Below are 16,786 nucleotides of genomic sequence, written 5' to 3'. Positions count from 1 at the left end.
TTATTTTTACTAAACACCCATTCAAGCTTAGCCTCTCACTTCACCTTCCCTTTTAAAGCTACATTAACCCTAGCTGAGAAAGGGAGAAATCCATGCATGATGTAATTGTAATTGGTGGTGGGAATGCCGCACTGTGTGCCGCGCTCACGGCAAAAGAAAGTGGCGCGTCTGTGCTTGTAATAGAAGCAGCACCTAAAGAATGGCGTGGTGGTAACTCACAACACACTCGTAACCTTCGCTGCATGCATGATGCTCCTCAAGATGTATTGGTCGATGCCTACCCCGAAGAAGAATATTGGCAAGACCTACTTAAAGTAACTGCCGGAAAAACCAATGAGCACTTAGCTCGTCTGGTCATTCGTAGCACGGCGACCTGCCGCGACTGGATGCGTAAACATGGTGTGAATTTTCAGCCACCACTATCGGGTGCTTTGCATGTTGCACGTACCAATGCCTTTTTTATGGGTGGTGGTAAAGCCCTCATTAATGCGTATTACCGTAGTGCCCAAGAACTTGGCATCGAAATTTTATACAACACAAAAATTAAAGATTTAAAGTTAAACCAAGGACATTTTGAAGCTGCAATTGCTGAAGATGGTCGTGTGTTTAAAGCGAAAAGCTGTGTATTGGCCGCAGGTGGTTTTGAGTCAAATCTGGAATGGTTAAGAGAAGCATGGGGACAAAATGAAAACGGCGAATGGCCTGCCGATAATTTCATTATTCGCGGAACCCGCTTTAATCAGGGCAACTTACTCAAATTTATGATAGATCAAGGTGCCGATATTATTGGTGACCCATCACAATCGCATTGCGTGGCCGTAGATGCACGAGCACCGTTATATGATGGCGGTATCTGCACCCGTATTGACTGCGTTTCATTGGGTATTGTGGTCAATAACAAAGCCGAACGTTTTTACGATGAAGGCGAAGACTTCTGGCCAAAACGTTATGCGATTTGGGGTCGCCTTGTTGCCAAACAACCGCAGCAAATTGCCTATTCGATTATTGATTCAAAAGCTATTGGTCGCTTTATGCCACCTGTATTTGCAGGTGTAAAAGCAAATAGCATTCAAGAACTGGCTGAAAAAATCGGGCTAGATACAAAAACCTTCTGTCACACCGTAGAAGAATTTAACCAATCTTGTGTGCAAGGCACCTTTAACCACACGGTTTTAGATGACTGCACCACCCAAAATATTGTTCCCAACAAAACCCATTGGGCCGTTCCTCTCGATCGCCCACCGTTCTACGCCTATGCGCTTAAACCCGGTATTACCTTTACCTATTTAGGCTTAAAAGTCGAAGATGATGCTGCGGTACGTTTTAAAAATAAGCCAAGCCGCAACCTGTTTGTCGCAGGTGAAATGATGGCAGGTAACGTACTCGGTCAGGGTTATACCGCAGGCGTTGGTATGTCGATTGGTACGACCTTTGGACGCATTGCCGGACAAAATGCAGCCCACTATGCACTTTCACAAGGAGTTGAACATGAATGCTAGTACTAAAGCCCTAATTCCAGTTGTTCAGCTCTCTGACCATGAGCAGGAAGTTCAAAGAGCCCTACAGATTTGTAATGCTTGTCGCTACTGTGAGTCGTTTTGTGCTGTATTTGCGGCAATGACCAAGCGCCTTGAGTTTAACCAAGCCGATATTCATTACCTCGCAAACCTGTGTCATAACTGTGGGGCTTGTTTACACGCTTGCCAATATGCCCCGCCGCATGAGTTTGGTGTAAACATTCCAAAAGCGATGGCGCAAGTACGTTTGGAAACTTACCAAGAGTTTGCTACGCCGCAGCCTTTAGGCCGACTTTATAAGTCTGTCGGGATTCCTTTTGTCTCGGCATTAACACTTATTTTCTTTTTATGTATGTTAGCTGTGGTGTGGTACAAAGGCACTGACCTGTTTGCAGGCTACCAAGGTAATTTCTATGCGATTTTCCCGCATAACTTTTTAGCTCTATTGTTTGGAGCGACCTTTACAGTTGCGATTGTTCTGCTCGGCATTGGAATTAGTAAATTCTGGCGACAGACGTCTAAAGTTATTCACGGCAAAGTTGAGAAACCCGACCTTATTCAAGCCTCTCAAAATGTATTAACGCTTAAATATTTAGATGGTGGACATGGCAAAGGCTGTAATGAACAAGATGACCGTTACACACAAATCCGCCGCGTGTTCCATCACCTGACTTTTTATGGCTTTATGCTCTGCTTTGCAGCCACAGGTGTAGCGACTTTATATCACTATTTCCTTAACCTACATGCGCCTTACCCTATCTTTAGCTTGCCTGTTATTCTGGGCACTTTAGGTGGGCTTGGTTTAGTGATTGGGCCATCTGGCTTGCTCTATTTAAACCTTAAACGCCATCCTTTACATGGTGACCGCGAGCAAAAACCAGTAGATCGAGGCTTTATTTTCCTTTTAATTTTAGTCAGTGCTTCAGGCTTAGCTCTTATGGCATTCCGTAATACACCTTACATGGCACTTTTACTGATTTTCCATTTAGCTACGGTCATGACGTTTTTTATTACCATGCCATTTGGAAAGTTTGCACATGGTTTTTACCGCAGTGCTTCTTTACTCAAATTTGCCATCGAAGAACGTATTTCTAAAAAATCATAATTTCAGTCAAAAGTATTCACTATCTTACCGTAGTGAATACTTTTTTTATTTCTTAAGCTCAAAATACTTCATACCTTGTCTACTTTTTACTATTTAAAATTCCCAAGCCATACATCGGCCACTTGGTACTCGCTTTAATATTATTAATCAGCATTGCTACCAAAACTAAAGACACTGCGCCAACCAAAACAGGGAAAATTAAGAAGCTCCACTGGTAATGTATGCTGCTCGCAGTGAGCAAAATAACCAAAGGATTGGCCCCAGCAGGTGGATGAACGCATTTAAAAATCTGCATGAGTGCAATGGCACAGCCCACTGATAAAGCAATTGTAAAAATAGAAACACCAACAAATTTTAGAAAAAACAAACCCACAAACGCCGAAATAAGATGCCCAAATATGATATTTCTCGGCTGTGCCAAAGGTGACTGAGACACGGTATAGAGCAATACACAGGTCGCACCAAACGGCGCCATGATAAAGATATTATGTGTGAGCTTACTCAACCACAAAAGTATAAAAATACTGACCGTACCTCCAACAAGGCTTCTTAAAACATCAACTTTACTGGGCGATGGAGCCAGTTTTTCTTTGCCATAAAAGATCGAGAACATGGTTTTATTCCTCAAACAAAAATTTGCTTTTTAAAAAGCATATAGATAAAATTCCAAATAGTACAGATCTGTACTATTTTATTTTTTGGAAAAGTTTTATGTCAAAATCTGCCTTAAAAATATTAGATACAGCCGAGAAGTTATTTAATGAAAATAGTTTTGTCGGGGTTGGCGTTGACCTGATTCGCGATGAATCTGGCTGCTCTAAAACCACCATGTACACGTACTATAAAAATAAAAATCAACTCGTTAAGTCTGTACTCGTTGCACGTGATGAACGGTTTAAGCAAAGCCTTCTAGGTTATGTTGGAGATGCAACGGGATTAGAGGCCATCAATAAAATTCTGGATTGGCACACCAACTGGTTTAGACAAGATTTTTTTAAAGGCTGTTTATTTGTAAGAGCAGTCGCTGAATCTAACCAAGATGATCAAGACATTATTTCTATTTCTAAAGCCCATAAACAATGGATTAAAGTATTGATTGCGGAAAACTGCAATATACCGAATGGTGAAGCTTTATCTGAGCTGATCTATACGGTGATTGAAGGATTAATTAGCCGCTTTTTAGTCGATGGTTTCGATGAAACACTTGCGATAAACATGAAAAATTCGATTAATCAATTATTTAATATTCATCAACATTAGCATGAGAACTTAAAATGGAAGTGGACCATATTTTTATTTGTGTACAATCAGGCGCTCCCGAAGCTGAAACTTTAAAAAAATTCGGTCTAACAGAAGGTTCATCCAATAAGCACCCGGGTCAAGGTACCGAAAACAGACGCTTTTTCTTTAAAAATAGCTTTATCGAATTAATCTTTTTAAATAACCCAGAAGAAGCCTCAAGTGATCTCACAAAACCAACTCTGCTTTTTGAGCGACTAAGTACTCAAAATAATATCGCGTCCCCTTTTGGTATTTGTTTTCGCCCTAAAAATAAAGATGATAACAGTGCAAAATTTCCTCATTGGGTTTACAAGCCAAGCTATTTGCCAGCCAGCTTAGAAGTAAATGTTGCCAAAGATTCTGTGATATCTGAACCGATGTGGTTCTTCCTCTCATTTGCTTCACGACCAGACCTTGCTGCAAAAGAAAAACAACAACCACTTGTGCATAGCAAAGATTTATCAGAAATCACCGCGATTAAGGTTTCTATTCCAAACCTTGAACAGCACCCTACTTCGTTACTGTTCAATACGCTTGATAGTTTTGAAGTAACTAATGGATTAGAGCATTTAATGGAAATTAGTTTTGATCATGAGCCTCAAGGAATGATTCATGATTTCAGACCAGAGCTGCCGCTTATTTTTAAATATTAAAGCTCTTATTTTTTAATAAAAAACTGTGATTTATTGCAAATCACAGTTTTATTTAAATTGAATCACATTAAAAAAGTAACAGCTTAAGCAATTTTTCCATCAATAATGCCTTTCTCTTTTAACGTAGCCAGCTCTTCTGCTGTTTTAAATCTCGATAAGATCTGAGCAGTATGTTCACCTAGCTCTGGCGGTGCATGATGATATTCAACTGGAGTATCAGACAACTTGATTGGTGAGCCAATCGTTTGGAAGTTTTCATTTAAACGATGAGGAATATTCACCACTAAATTACGATGCACGATTTGTGGTTCAGCCAAGGCATCTTCAATAGAGTTGATTACACCTACTGGCACTTTAAGCGCATGAATCATCTCAACCCATTCTTTGGCAGTTTTCTGCAAAAAATGCTCGGATAATAAAGGAATCAGTTCATCACGATATTTGACGCGGTCTTGGTTGCGCACAAAATTTTCATTTTCGAGCAGCTCTGGATAACCAATCGCAATACACAAATCTTTAAACTGTTTGTCGTTACCGCAAGCAATAATAAATTCTTTATCTTTAGCCTTAAAAGTTTGATACGGCACAATACTTGGATGTTGATTACCCATGCGCTGCGGGGCTTTACCTGAAGCTAAATAGTTCATTCCCTGATTTGCCAGTGCCGCGACCTGCACATCAAGGAGTGACATATCAATATATTGACCACGTCCCGTGTGCGAGCGCGCAATCAATGCGGCCTGAATCGCGATGGTGGAATACAATCCAGTTTGAATATCCACAACAGCCACGCCAACCTTTTGCGCACCACCGCCTGCCACATCATCAGGCTCGCCAGTAATGCTCATTAAGCCAGACATACCCTGAATAATAAAATCATAGCCGGGTTCTTCTGCACGTGGGCCATCTTGCCCAAACCCAGTAATTGAGCAATACACAAGATTTGGGTTCAGCTCACTTAAGGAAGCATAATCCAAACCATATTTAGCCAAAGACCCTGTTTTATAGTTTTCAATTACAACATCAGCAGTCTTAGCAATTTCATAAAGTAGGGCCTGACCTTCAGGTGTGGTTATGTCCACCGCAACAGAATATTTATTGCGGTTGGTACATTGAAAATAGCCAGATTCACGGGTCATGTTTCCATCTTGATCAGGCATCCATGGTGGTCCCCACATACGGGTGTCATCACCTACTCGCGGACGTTCAATTTTAATCACTTCTGCGCCAAGGTCAGCCAAGATTTGCCCACACCACGGACCCGCAAGCACACGACTTAAATCTAAAACCCGAATTCCTTGTAATGCACCCATAACGATACCCTTATCTTTTAGAAGGTACTCAACGCACCTTCTTGTCATTGTTTATGATTGTTTTTGCGGATCGTACTGACGATCTTTAATAAATAAGCCTGGCAATACACCCGCAACAAAATACGCAGCGCCCATCACAATAAAGGCCATGGTAAACGTACCGCCCGATGCCAAGAAACCAATGGTTGCTGGTGCAATCGCTGCCCCAACACGACCAATGTTATAGGCACCGCCAATCGCTGTTCCACGCACATCAGTTGAAAAACTTTCAGCCATATACGTCGCGTTCACACCGTATGGAATGCCATATAAGAAGCCAAAGGTGATCAATAGATACAAAATATTGTCAGGCGTATTAAAGAAAATAATGATTGGCAAGAACACGGCACTGGCTATTGTTCCAAACACAAAAACAGCACGGCGGTTAAATTTGTCAGCAAGATAACCCGCTAAAATTTTGCCTAGAATCATTGCGGTATATGAACCCACCATATAACTGGTTAAGTTTTTAAAGTTCATATGCACTTCTGTTTCTAAATAACTTGGCATCCAGTTGTTAATGCCGTAATAACCAAACTGTAAGAAGAATGCTGTGGTCATCCACAATAAAAACATTTTGCGGTGCTTAAAGTTATTAAAAATTTGCTTATAGATGCTGCTACTTTTGGGTTTCTCAGTCGCTACAATTTCTTTAGGCTGTCTATTGCCTTGTAAGCTTTCAATTTTGGTGAGCTGCCAAGATTTTGGCTCTGGCACAAATCGTTGTAGGAAAATATTAACGAAAGCAGGCACGACGGTTAGGAAGAACAAAATACGCCAGCCATGATCTGGAATAATTGCCCCTGCTAAGAGGGTTGCCGCAATATAACCTACGGTCTGACCAGTCTGTAATGTACCCAATACCGTTGTACGGTAAGTGGTCGGAACATATTCAGCCATTAAGGTATTACAAGCCATATAGAGTGCTCCAATCCCTAAAGCACCAATAAAGCGTAAAGCCATAAATTGCTCGAAGCTTTGCGTAAAACCTAATAAACAAGTCGCTACCGAAAAGAAGGTTACCGAGTTTGCAATGGTTCTTACACGACCAAACTTGTCACATGCCCAGCCACCCAAAATACCGCCAATACCCATACCAGCTAAAGAAGCGCTACCTAAAGCACCCGCTTGAAAGGTACTTAAACCAAACTCTGCCTTTAAACTGGTCAAGCTATAAGACAACAGCATAATATCTATGCCATCAACCACCATCGCAAAATAGGCAAATAACAACGCCCATTTCCATGTATGAGGGCCAATCTTTTCATATGTTCCAAGGTTACTTGGAAATGTAGATCTTAACTCTTTCGATATTACTTGAACGTCATTGTTCATCTTTAGTTCCTCATTTTCCCAAATGAGTCATCGATAGCCTACTTATGTTTTCTGTATGACTTAATCTTCTATACTTTTCATTATCTTATATTCAATTCTAAGTACACAGAGATGTAGCTTCACATGAGTATCCTTACGATGAATCTTGTCATTATCCATAAATTTTTGCGTAAAAATCCCTAAAGGTGCTCTCGAAAGAACACCTCTATCTTTTAAATGAATGAGTTAGTTACTAAATGCTGCGATGCCTGTTTGTGCACGACCTAAAATCAAGGCATGAACGTCATGTGTACCTTCATAGGTGTTCACAACTTCAAGGTTAACCAAATGACGTGCCACACCAAACTCATCACTAATGCCGTTTCCACCCATCATGTCACGTGCCATATGGGCAATATCAAGTGCCTTTCCACAGTTATTACGCTTAATTAGAGATGTACCTTCAACCGACGCAATGCCTTCATCTTTCATACGACCAAAACGTAGAGCCACTTGCAAACCTAATGCAATTTCAGTTTGCATATCTGCTAGTTTCTTTTGAATCAACTGATTTGCAGCCAACGGACGACCAAATTGTTTGCGGTCCATTGTATATCGATGCGCAGTATGCCAACAGAACTCGGCAGCACCCATTGCGCCCCATGCAATACCATAGCGTGCGCTATTTAAACAGGTGAACGGACCACGTAACCCTCGAACTTCAGGGAATGCATTTTCTTCAGGCACAAAAACGTTATCCATCACAATTTCACCCGTAATCGATGCACGTAAACCGACCTTGCCATGAATTGCTGGTGCAGATAAACCTTCCCAGCCTTTTTCTAAAATGAAGCCTCGAATATCACCAACATTACCTTCAGCAGAAACTTCTTTTGCCCAAACCACAAATACATCAGCAATTGGGCTATTGGTAATCCACATTTTTGCGCCAGTTAAACGATAACCACCGTCAACTTTTTTAGCACGGGTAATCATACTGCCTGGGTCCGAACCATGGTCTGGTTCGGTCAAACCGAAACAGCCAATATATTCACCAGTTGCCAATTTAGGCAAATACTTCTGCTTTTGTTCTTCGGTACCAAATTCATTAATCGGGACCATCACCAATGAGCTTTGCACGCTCGCCATAGAGCGGTAGCCCGAATCCACATATTCAATTTCACGCGCAACCAAACCATAACTCACATAGTTCAAACCCGCGCCGCCATATTGTTCAGGAATGGTTGGGCCCAGTAAGCCAAGCTCTCCCATTTCACGGAAAATAGATGGGTCTGTTTTTTCATGACGGAATTGTTCAAGTACACGGGGTTGTAAACGTTCTTGGCAATAGGCATGAGCCGCATCACGAATCATGCGCTCATCTTCGGTAAGCTGTTGCTCAATTAAAAATGGGTCTTGCCAGTTAAATTGAACTTTTGCTTTTTTTGTTGTCACCATGTGATTCATCGCATCCTCTGCTTGATTTGATCTTCTTTATTTAACTCGATGTTATGCGTGAAAAATGCAGTAATCAAACGATAAATGTTCATGCAGATATGCGACTTATGCATATTTAAAATAAGAAGGTTTAAATTTAGATATTTAATTCGTTGTATTTCATTAAAAATGGCTTATTTTTATACTAAACTTTGATAACTGCATGTAGGTCATATGCCATTTTGAAATATGACGACAAATAAAAGGATTTATTTATGCGAAGAAGCATCCCGTCTATTCAGGGCCTGATTTGCTTTGAAAGTGCAGCAAAACATCTAAGTTATACCTATGCTGCACAAGAGTTATGTATTACCCAAAGTGCAGTCTCTCGCCAAATTCAGCAGTTAGAAGATTTCTTGGGCGTTGAACTCTTTATACGTACTCGGCATGGTGTTGAACTCACCATTGCTGGTCAGCAGTATTTTAAAAGCATTAAACCCTACTTATTAGGCTTAGAGAAATGTACGGCCGATGTGATTTCCCATAAGGGTTTAGGTGGAACATTAAAGCTAGGTGTCGTTCCTACCTTTGCAACACGCTGGCTATTACCCAAACTTCATCTTTTAAATCAAAAACACCCTGAAATTACGGTTCACTTAGAAACCAGTACCAAGCCTTTTTTATTTAATGACAATATTTTTGACGCTGCTATTTTTGCAGGTACGCAGCAGCAAATTGATCACTGGCCCGGCATACAAGCACATTATTTAATGGATGAAGAAATTGTACCTGTGTGCTCGCCCAGACTGATCGAAAAGTATTTTCCAGATGCAGTGATGATCAATGAAAATACCTATGATCTAAACTCAGAAGATTTATTGAAAATCCCCTTACTACAACAAACCACTCGACCTAGTATTTGGCAAGAATGGTTTCTAACCCATCAGATGCAGCACCCTAAACCTTTTGATGGACAACGTCATGAGTTATTTTCAATGCTTGCAGTTGCTGCAAGCCATGACATGGGAATGGCTCTAATTCCACAAATGTTGATTGAGTCTGAACTGCAAAAAAAGGAACTGGTGATTGTTTCCAATAAAAAACTTAAAGGTAGCCGAAAATACTATCTCATTCATTCGAGCCAAGACATCACCCCAACCATTCAAAAATTTGTTGAGTGGATTTACCAAGAACTAGAACAACTAAAGAGCAATATAAATTAGCTCAGCAGTTTTTATTTATGCTCAATATTACGATCTATACTCATAAAAAAGGTTGTGATTAATCAAATCACAACCTTTTAGTTATGCATAAATAACTTTGAATTAATGACTCATTAATTGAATATCTGAACCGCTACGTTTTGGATCAATCAAGATTTTGGCATGCTGTTCAGGATCACGTAATGCTTCAAATGCGCTCGTAACGCCCTCTAAACCGACAACACCGGTAATTAGCGGTGAACAATTCACTTTACCTTCCGCAATCATGTGTAGTGCATCTCGAAACTCAAGTGGTGTATAGCCCAACACGAACTGAATTTCTAACTCTTTATTAATTGCAAGTGCGGGTTCGATTTTGTCACTTTGCATACATACGCCTACCCCGACAATTCGGGAAAATAAAGGTGCACCTTCAATAATTTGCTGTAAAACACCCGGTACGCCCACGCATTCAAAAATAACAGGACGTTTTGGTAAAGCACCCAATTTATCAATCATGCGCCATCCATGCCACCACGGTAAGCGAGTCGCTTGCAACTTATCAAACAGTCCCATGCCCATGTTAATGGCATCAGAAACATTGCCAAGCAAACCAAACTCTTTCCAGTTGGCAAATGGCGATGTCTCTTTAGGGTCTACTACAATATCCGCACCGCATTGCTCGGCAAGCTTACGACGGTTTGGTGAAAAGTCGCTGGCAACTACAGTTTTAACCCCAGCTGCTTTAAGCATTAAAATAACACCTAGCCCGACAGGACCACAGCCAATCACAATTGCAGGTTCACCAGTTTTCACACGGCTACGGCGAACAGCATGCAATGCAACCGCCATAGGTTCAGTCATGGCAGCACTATCGGCATCTAGACCGTTGGGTACTTCAAACATCAAGCTCGATTGAGCCAATACTTGCTCGGCATAACCGCCCGAAGCATTTGGTGAAAGCCCTGTAGACAAATAACCATGCTGATCTACATTTAAAAGCGGCATTGCACAAACAAGTGTATCGGCTTTAAATTTATGACGTGTTTTTGGACCATAGTCTAAAACCTTGCCGCAAAATTCATGTCCAAGTACAAATGGGTCTGTAGACTTGGCTAAACCATGAAACCCGACACGTGCAGCCAAATCATGCATGTGATCACAGTGATGCTGCATATGTAAATCAGAGCCACAGATCCCACATCGCACCACTTCCAATAACACCTGTCCTTTTGCAGGCGTTAATTTCGGTTGGTCCACCACTTGTAGTTTTGCTTGATGACAAAGTACCGACTTCATTTGAACGCTTCCTATTTCTTCTTTTCATTTACTTGCCAGAAATAGATTTCTACAGATAAATTAATCGCCTTATCAGTTTGGTCTTTAGCAAGCCTTCACTCATATTTACAAGTAACAGACGAAATACCAATGACCATTCTTTAGCCAATCCATTGTTAAAGAGTCAACAGTAGGTAGGCTCAGCGAGATTAAAAACAATAAAAATCTTAGTGCTTGTATCTTACACAGACTGCGTTATCTTCTTAGGCCAGAACAATGTCATCAAAATTAAAACTTAAACGAATATCTTAAGTTCAAAAAACTCAACTAAACCCATTTTCACAAAAACATAGCAAATCCAAACTTTTATCAGTAACCCTAAACAGGCATGATGAATTGATACGAACAGATAAGAAGACACCTATGATTACAAAAACACTTCCCCTTACAGATATACATCGCCACCTTGATGGCAACATCCGCATTCAAACTATTTTAGAATTAGGGCAACAATACCATTTAGATTTGCCTGCCTACGACATTGAATCTTTACGCCCACACGTCCAAGTGATGAACAACGAACCTGACTTATTAAGTTTTTTATCTAAGCTAGATTGGGGCGTAAAAGTATTAGCCAGTTTAGATGCCTGTAAGCGTATTGCATTTGAAAATATGCAAGATGCAGCACAGCAAGGCCTAGATTATGTAGAGCTGCGTTTTTCACCGGGTTATATGGGAATGACACATCAACTTCCACTTGAAGGCGTTGTGGAAGCTGTGATTGCTGGAGTCAAAGAAGGCAGTCAAGCTTACGGGGTAAAAGCGAATTTAATTGGCATTATGAGCCGTACTTTTGGCCAAGAAGCCTGCGAAAAAGAATTAAATGCCCTACTTGCCCATAAAAATAATATTAAAGCGTTGGATCTGGCTGGAGATGAGCTTGGTTTTCCGGGCAATTTATTTATTGATCACTTTAAAAAAGCACGTGATGCAGGTTGGCACATTACTGTACATGCAGGAGAGGCAGCTGGTCCAGAAAGTATTTGGCAAGCCATTGAAGAATTAGGTGCCGAACGAATTGGACATGGCGTTAAAGCAGTTCAAGATTTAAAACTTTTAGATTATTTAGCGAAACATAAGATTGGCATTGAGTCTTGTCTCACCTCAAACATTCAAACCAACACAGTACCCTCACTAGCTGAACATCCATTAAAGACGTTTTTAGAACATGGCGTGCTTGCCACCATTAATACAGATGACCCCGCGGTTGAAGGTATTGAGATACAACATGAATATTTAACTGCTGCTCCATTGGCAGGTTTAAGCCCTGAGCAAATTTATACAGCTCAAGAAAATGGTCTTAAAATCGCATTTTTATCAGATAAAGAAAAAGATGAGTTAAGACAAAAATATCAGTAACAGAGAACAGAGAACAGAGAACAGAGAACAGAGAACAGAGAACAGAGAACAGAGAACAGAGAACAGAGAACAGAGAACAGAGAACAGAGAACAGAGGTTATATGTATATAAGGAATACGAGTTCAAATATTGGAGTGAGTTTGAATTAAAATTTCGAAGTAGAAAAACAAAAAAATTCCTTCTATCGTTAAGATAAGAAGAAATTCTTTTTAATATTTGGGATATTTTTTAAAGCTTGAACGCTTTTAAAATATGGTCGGAGCAGTAGGATTCGAACCTACGACCCCCTGGTCCCAAACCAGGTGCACTACCAGGCTGTGCTATGCTCCGAAATTGGGGTGAATGACGGGATTCGAACCCGCGACAACTGGAATCACAATCCAGGGCTCTACCAACTGAGCTACATCCACCATCAAATAGTTCTATTTACCAAGCTACCGATTGGCGCGCCTGACAGGATTCGAACCTGTGACCATCCGCTTAGAAGGCGGATGCTCTATCCAACTGAGCTACAGGCGCTTAACCGATGATGCTTATCATGCGATACTTCGCCGATCTTAAAATATTATTTTAAGTGGTCGGAGCAGTAGGATTCGAACCTACGACCCCCTGGTCCCAAACCAGGTGCACTACCAGGCTGTGCTATGCTCCGATCTATCTCAGCTTTTGCTGTATCGCACATCGTGCGGTACGGTGTGCATTCTAGGCGCGACGCCCTCAGACGTCAACACCTATTGTCAAAAAAAATTAAAAATCCTTATCAAATGTATATTTAACAAGCATTTTGAGGTTTTTTAACGCTTTAACGATGCACTAAAGGCTAACATTCGATCTAAAGGCATTTTGGCACGTTCAGCAAGCGCTGGATCAACGTGTATTTCCTGATCACCTTTTTGTAAAACTTCTAAAATTCCATCGAGTTCATTCATTGCCATCCACGGACAGTGAGCACATGAACGGCAAGTTGCACCCTCACCCGCTGTTGGTGCTTCAACTAAAATCTTATTGGGTACAGCTTGCTGCATCTTGTAGAAAATGCCACGGTCAGTTGCCACAATGAGTCTTTCATTTGGCAAAGTCTGCGCAGCTTTAATCAGTTGAGAAGTACTACCTACCGCATCTGCAATGTCTACAACTGACTCTGGTGACTCTGGATGTACCAATACAGCCGCATCTGGGTACAGTGCTTTCATGTTGGCAATGCCACGTGCACGGAACTCTTCATGCACAATACATGCACCATCCCAAAGCAACATATCTGCACCAGTTTTCTTTTGAATATAGCGACCTAAGTGCTGATCTGGTGCCCAAATAATTTTTTCGCCTAAGCTATCTAGGTGCTCAACAATTTCTACAGCACAGCTTGAAGTCACCACCCAATCTGCACGTGCTTTAACAGCAGCCGATGTGTTGGCATAAACAACTACGGTGTGGTCAGGGTGCTGATCACAAAATGCTGTGAACTCATCGACAGGACAGCCCAAGTCGAGTGAACAGGTTGCCTCAAGTGTCGGCATTAAAATTGTTTTTTCAGGAGACAGGATTTTAGCTGTTTCTCCCATAAACTTTACACCAGCAACAACCAGTGTTGAGGCAGCATGATCTCGTCCGAAACGGGCCATTTCTAAAGAGTCAGAAACGCATCCACCTGTTTTTTCGGCAAGCTCCTGTACTTCAGGGTCGCAATAGTAATGAGCAACAAGGACAGCATCACGTTTTTTGAGCTCTGCTTCGATCTGTGCAAACTTTTGTTGTTTTGCTTCTTCACTTAAGCGATTGTCTTTTGGCTCACCTAAACGGTCTAAATGCGCTTGTACAATGTTTTTTGCATCGTTGGCAATTAAAGTCGCATCACTCATAAAACGTCTTCTCTATCCTTCATGCTGGCATACCTGCTCGCATATAACGTTACTGCTTAAATGATTTACGGATTGAATCATTTAATATCAAAAGTTGGGGCTAATAAAAAAGCCTCTTTGTCGAGGCTTGATTATAACTGATATTTAAGAACGGTAATCAGCATTAATTTTGACATAGTCGTAAGATAAGTCACAGGTATATACCGTGTCTTTGGCTTGACCACGTCCTAAATCAACACGAATGGTGATTTCGGTTTGAGCCATAACGCGCGCGCCCGCTTCTTCGGTATAGTCCTCAGCTGCGCCGCCATCTTTACAGATTTGTACGTCGTCTAACCATACTTGAATTTTAGACACGTCTAAGTCTTTCACTCCAGCATAGCCAATCGCAGCTAAAATACGCCCCCAGTTTGGGTCCGATGCGAAAAGTGCAGTTTTGACAAGTGGAGAATGAGCAATGCTATACGCAATATCACAACACTCCTGAATGTTACCACCACCCTCTACAGCAACAGTAATAAATTTCGTCGCACCTTCGCCATCACGGATAATTAACTGTGCTAAACGGTTCATTACACGAGCAAGCACTTCTAATACTTTCGCGTAGCGCGCATCGCTATCTGATGTAATTTCAGCGCCGCCCGCCTGACCTGTTGCGACAAAAATACAAGAGTCATTTGTTGAAGTGTCACCATCAATGGTAATACGGTTAAATGAATACTCCACCGTCGTTTTTAGTAACTTTTGTACTAAATCACGGCTAATAGGCGCATCTGTAGCAACAAAGCTCAGCATGGTTGCCATGTTCGGGCGAATCATTCCGGCACCTTTACTAATACCAGTCATGGTATAGGTGATGCCATCAAGTTCAAATTGTTCAGATGCGCCTTTAGGCACTGTGTCTGTCGTCATAATACCTGTTGCAGCATCATTCCAAGCAGTGTCTTGTAGGTTATTTAATGCAGGTTGAAGACCAGCGAGTAAACGTTCCATTGGAAGCTGCTCACCAATCACACCCGTAGAAAACGGAAGCACTTCAAAACTTTTCACACCTGCAAGCTCAGCTAACTTCGCGCAAGTATCTTGAGCATTTTTTAAGCCTTTAGGCCCAGTTCCCGCATTGGCATTACCTGTATTAATTACTAAATAACGAGGGTTACCTTGAGCAAGATGAGCTTTAGAAACATGAACAGGTGCGGCACAGAATGCATTTTGAGTAAATACACCTGCAACATTTGAACCTTCTGCAAACTCAAAAATGACTAAATCTCGTCGGTTTGGGTAACGTACATATGCTTCTGTTGAGCCAATTTTTACACCTTTTACCACATGCATTTGTGGCATTGTTACGTCGCCGACAGCCATTTTTAGAACATCCAAAGTTTGTTATGAATAAGATCAATATTTCAAAATAGCGATGCAATAAAACCCGCTTTATATGAAATATCATTGTTGACAGCTTATTAGAAAAGCCTAAAAAAATCGAGCGCTAAAAATAGCTTATTTTTGCTCTAACTTTAATAAAATATCTTTCTTATCAAGACCACCAGCGAAACCAACCAAGGCACCGCCTGCACCAATAACTCGATGACAAGGTGCAATAATTGAAATCGGGTTTTTACCATTCGCAGCACCCACTGCTCTCACTGATTTTTCATTGCCAATTTGAATTGCAATTTGTTTATAACTTCTTGTTTCACCATAGGGAATGGTCAGTAAAGCAGCCCAGACATGCTTTTGAAAATCGGTTCCTTCAAAATCTAATGGCAATGTAAACTCACGGCGTTTGCCTTCAAAATATTCTTTTAATTGTTGTTCAGTTTTTAATAAAATCGGATGCTCAATTTGTTCGACCAGCTCGGCCAGTCGAACACGTTTTGGATTTTCATTGTCCCAGAGTATTGCCACCAAAGCATTTTCATTCGCAACCAGCTTTAATTGCCCAACCGGCGAATTGATATACTTATAAGATAGCAACATAGTTTATTCTCTTAGGACGGCGATGAAATTTTCATTAAAACCAAACCTGACACAATCAATACGGCAGCAATCATTCGCATAGCACCAACAGGCTCATGAAGAAAGAAAATACCGACTAGAAATGACCCGATTGCGCCAATTCCTGTCCAAACCGTATAGGCAGTGCCAAGAGGTAACGTTTTCATTGACATTGAAAGCAGAATTACACTCAAAATCATAAAAACTACGGTAATAATACTAGGGGTTAAGCGTGTAAAACCTTCGGACATTTTCATAGAATATGCCCAAATGATTTCAAATACACCTGCTAAAATTAAAATAGCCCAAGCCATAACATTCACTAATTTTTATAGTGTCAGGTCGTCCCGACATGATTACCCAATATGGGG

Annotated in this window: 15 protein-coding genes and 4 tRNA genes; 6 read left to right on the top strand and 13 right to left on the bottom strand. The window is 41.0% G+C overall.

Annotated elements, in window-relative coordinates; translation table 11 throughout:
- The first annotated feature begins 92 nt into the window (after positions 1–92).
- Both tcuA and tcuB read left to right on the top strand, forming a co-directional pair.
- A complete protein-coding gene (tcuA, locus tag WA249_RS17270) occupies positions 93–1,499 on the top strand; it encodes an FAD-dependent tricarballylate dehydrogenase TcuA (RefSeq protein WP_336170528.1) in 1,407 nt (468 codons plus the stop codon).
- Positions 1,489–2,622, top strand: a complete 1,134-nt coding sequence (gene tcuB / locus WA249_RS17265; RefSeq protein WP_336170526.1) for a tricarballylate utilization 4Fe-4S protein TcuB — start codon at positions 1,489–1,491, stop codon at positions 2,620–2,622. Before tcuA ends, tcuB begins: the two co-directional genes overlap by 11 nt.
- A gap of 79 nt (positions 2,623–2,701) precedes the next feature.
- Here the strand turns inward: tcuB and WA249_RS17260 are convergent, their stop codons facing one another.
- Complete coding sequence (locus WA249_RS17260) at positions 2,702–3,235, bottom strand: HPP family protein (protein ID WP_336170524.1); 534 nt, start codon at positions 3,233–3,235, stop codon at positions 2,702–2,704.
- A gap of 98 nt (positions 3,236–3,333) precedes the next feature.
- Between WA249_RS17260 and WA249_RS17255 the strand changes: the two genes are divergently transcribed.
- On the top strand, positions 3,334–3,882 hold the full coding sequence (locus WA249_RS17255) for a TetR/AcrR family transcriptional regulator (protein ID WP_014208449.1): 549 nt from the start codon (positions 3,334–3,336) through the stop codon (positions 3,880–3,882).
- 14 nt (positions 3,883–3,896) lie between these two features.
- The gene (locus tag WA249_RS17250; protein ID WP_336170521.1) at positions 3,897–4,556 is read left to right on the top strand and encodes a VOC family protein; all 660 of its coding nucleotides are present in this window, start codon (positions 3,897–3,899) and stop codon (positions 4,554–4,556) included.
- Positions 4,557–4,639: 83 nt separating this feature from the next.
- Here the strand turns inward: WA249_RS17250 and WA249_RS17245 are convergent, their stop codons facing one another.
- The 3 genes from WA249_RS17245 to WA249_RS17235 form a co-directional block, all read right to left on the bottom strand.
- Entirely contained in the window at positions 4,640–5,869 is a 1,230-nt protein-coding gene (locus WA249_RS17245) for a CaiB/BaiF CoA transferase family protein (RefSeq protein ID WP_336170519.1), read from the bottom strand.
- A 51-nt stretch (positions 5,870–5,920) separates the two neighbouring features.
- On the bottom strand, positions 5,921–7,243 hold the full coding sequence (locus WA249_RS17240; protein WP_336170517.1) for an MFS transporter: 1,323 nt from the start codon (positions 7,241–7,243) through the stop codon (positions 5,921–5,923).
- A 225-nt stretch (positions 7,244–7,468) separates the two neighbouring features.
- Entirely contained in the window at positions 7,469–8,689 is a 1,221-nt protein-coding gene (locus WA249_RS17235) for an acyl-CoA dehydrogenase (RefSeq protein WP_336170515.1), read from the bottom strand.
- Positions 8,690–8,934: 245 nt separating this feature from the next.
- On the opposite strand from WA249_RS17235, the gene WA249_RS17230 reads away from it, so the two are divergent.
- A complete protein-coding gene (locus tag WA249_RS17230) occupies positions 8,935–9,882 on the top strand; it encodes a LysR substrate-binding domain-containing protein (protein ID WP_336170513.1) in 948 nt (315 codons plus the stop codon).
- 102 nt (positions 9,883–9,984) lie between these two features.
- Here the strand turns inward: WA249_RS17230 and WA249_RS17225 are convergent, their stop codons facing one another.
- A complete protein-coding gene (locus WA249_RS17225; protein WP_009390617.1) occupies positions 9,985–11,160 on the bottom strand; it encodes a zinc-binding dehydrogenase in 1,176 nt (391 codons plus the stop codon).
- A gap of 402 nt (positions 11,161–11,562) precedes the next feature.
- On the opposite strand from WA249_RS17225, the gene add reads away from it, so the two are divergent.
- Positions 11,563–12,558: an adenosine deaminase gene (gene add / locus WA249_RS17220; protein ID WP_336170511.1), complete on the top strand. Its 996-nt coding sequence runs from the start codon at positions 11,563–11,565 to the stop codon at positions 12,556–12,558.
- A 253-nt stretch (positions 12,559–12,811) separates the two neighbouring features.
- On the opposite strand, the gene WA249_RS17215 is transcribed toward add, so the two are convergent.
- The 8 genes from WA249_RS17215 to WA249_RS17180 all read right to left on the bottom strand — a co-directional run bounded on the left by WA249_RS17215 (position 12,812) and on the right by WA249_RS17180 (position 16,729).
- Positions 12,812–12,888: transfer RNA gene (locus tag WA249_RS17215), tRNA-Pro, on the bottom strand.
- Between the two features lie 4 nt (positions 12,889–12,892).
- A tRNA-His gene (locus WA249_RS17210) sits at positions 12,893–12,968 on the bottom strand.
- A gap of 32 nt (positions 12,969–13,000) precedes the next feature.
- Positions 13,001–13,077, bottom strand: a tRNA-Arg gene (locus WA249_RS17205).
- 56 nt (positions 13,078–13,133) lie between these two features.
- Positions 13,134–13,210, bottom strand: a tRNA-Pro gene (locus WA249_RS17200).
- Between the two features lie 142 nt (positions 13,211–13,352).
- Positions 13,353–14,417, bottom strand: coding sequence for a quinolinate synthase NadA (nadA, locus tag WA249_RS17195; protein ID WP_004794428.1), 1,065 nt, complete (start codon positions 14,415–14,417; stop codon positions 13,353–13,355).
- Positions 14,418–14,561: 144 nt separating this feature from the next.
- Entirely contained in the window at positions 14,562–15,782 is a 1,221-nt protein-coding gene (argJ, locus tag WA249_RS17190; protein ID WP_336170508.1) for a bifunctional glutamate N-acetyltransferase/amino-acid acetyltransferase ArgJ, read from the bottom strand.
- A gap of 135 nt (positions 15,783–15,917) precedes the next feature.
- Positions 15,918–16,397 carry a methylated-DNA--[protein]-cysteine S-methyltransferase gene (locus tag WA249_RS17185; RefSeq protein ID WP_336170506.1) on the bottom strand — a complete coding sequence of 160 codons (480 nt, stop codon included), beginning with the start codon at positions 16,395–16,397 and terminating at the stop codon, positions 15,918–15,920.
- Positions 16,398–16,408: 11 nt separating this feature from the next.
- Positions 16,409–16,729: a DMT family transporter gene (locus WA249_RS17180; RefSeq protein WP_336170503.1), complete on the bottom strand. Its 321-nt coding sequence runs from the start codon at positions 16,727–16,729 to the stop codon at positions 16,409–16,411.
- Between the last annotated feature and the right edge of the window lie 57 nt (positions 16,730–16,786).

The organism is Acinetobacter sp. 161(2023) (genome assembly GCF_037027805.1).
Classification (GTDB): domain Bacteria; phylum Pseudomonadota; class Gammaproteobacteria; order Pseudomonadales; family Moraxellaceae; genus Acinetobacter.
The sequence above is the reverse complement of the archived record's forward strand: the minus strand, read 5'-3'. Positions and strand labels throughout refer to the sequence as shown.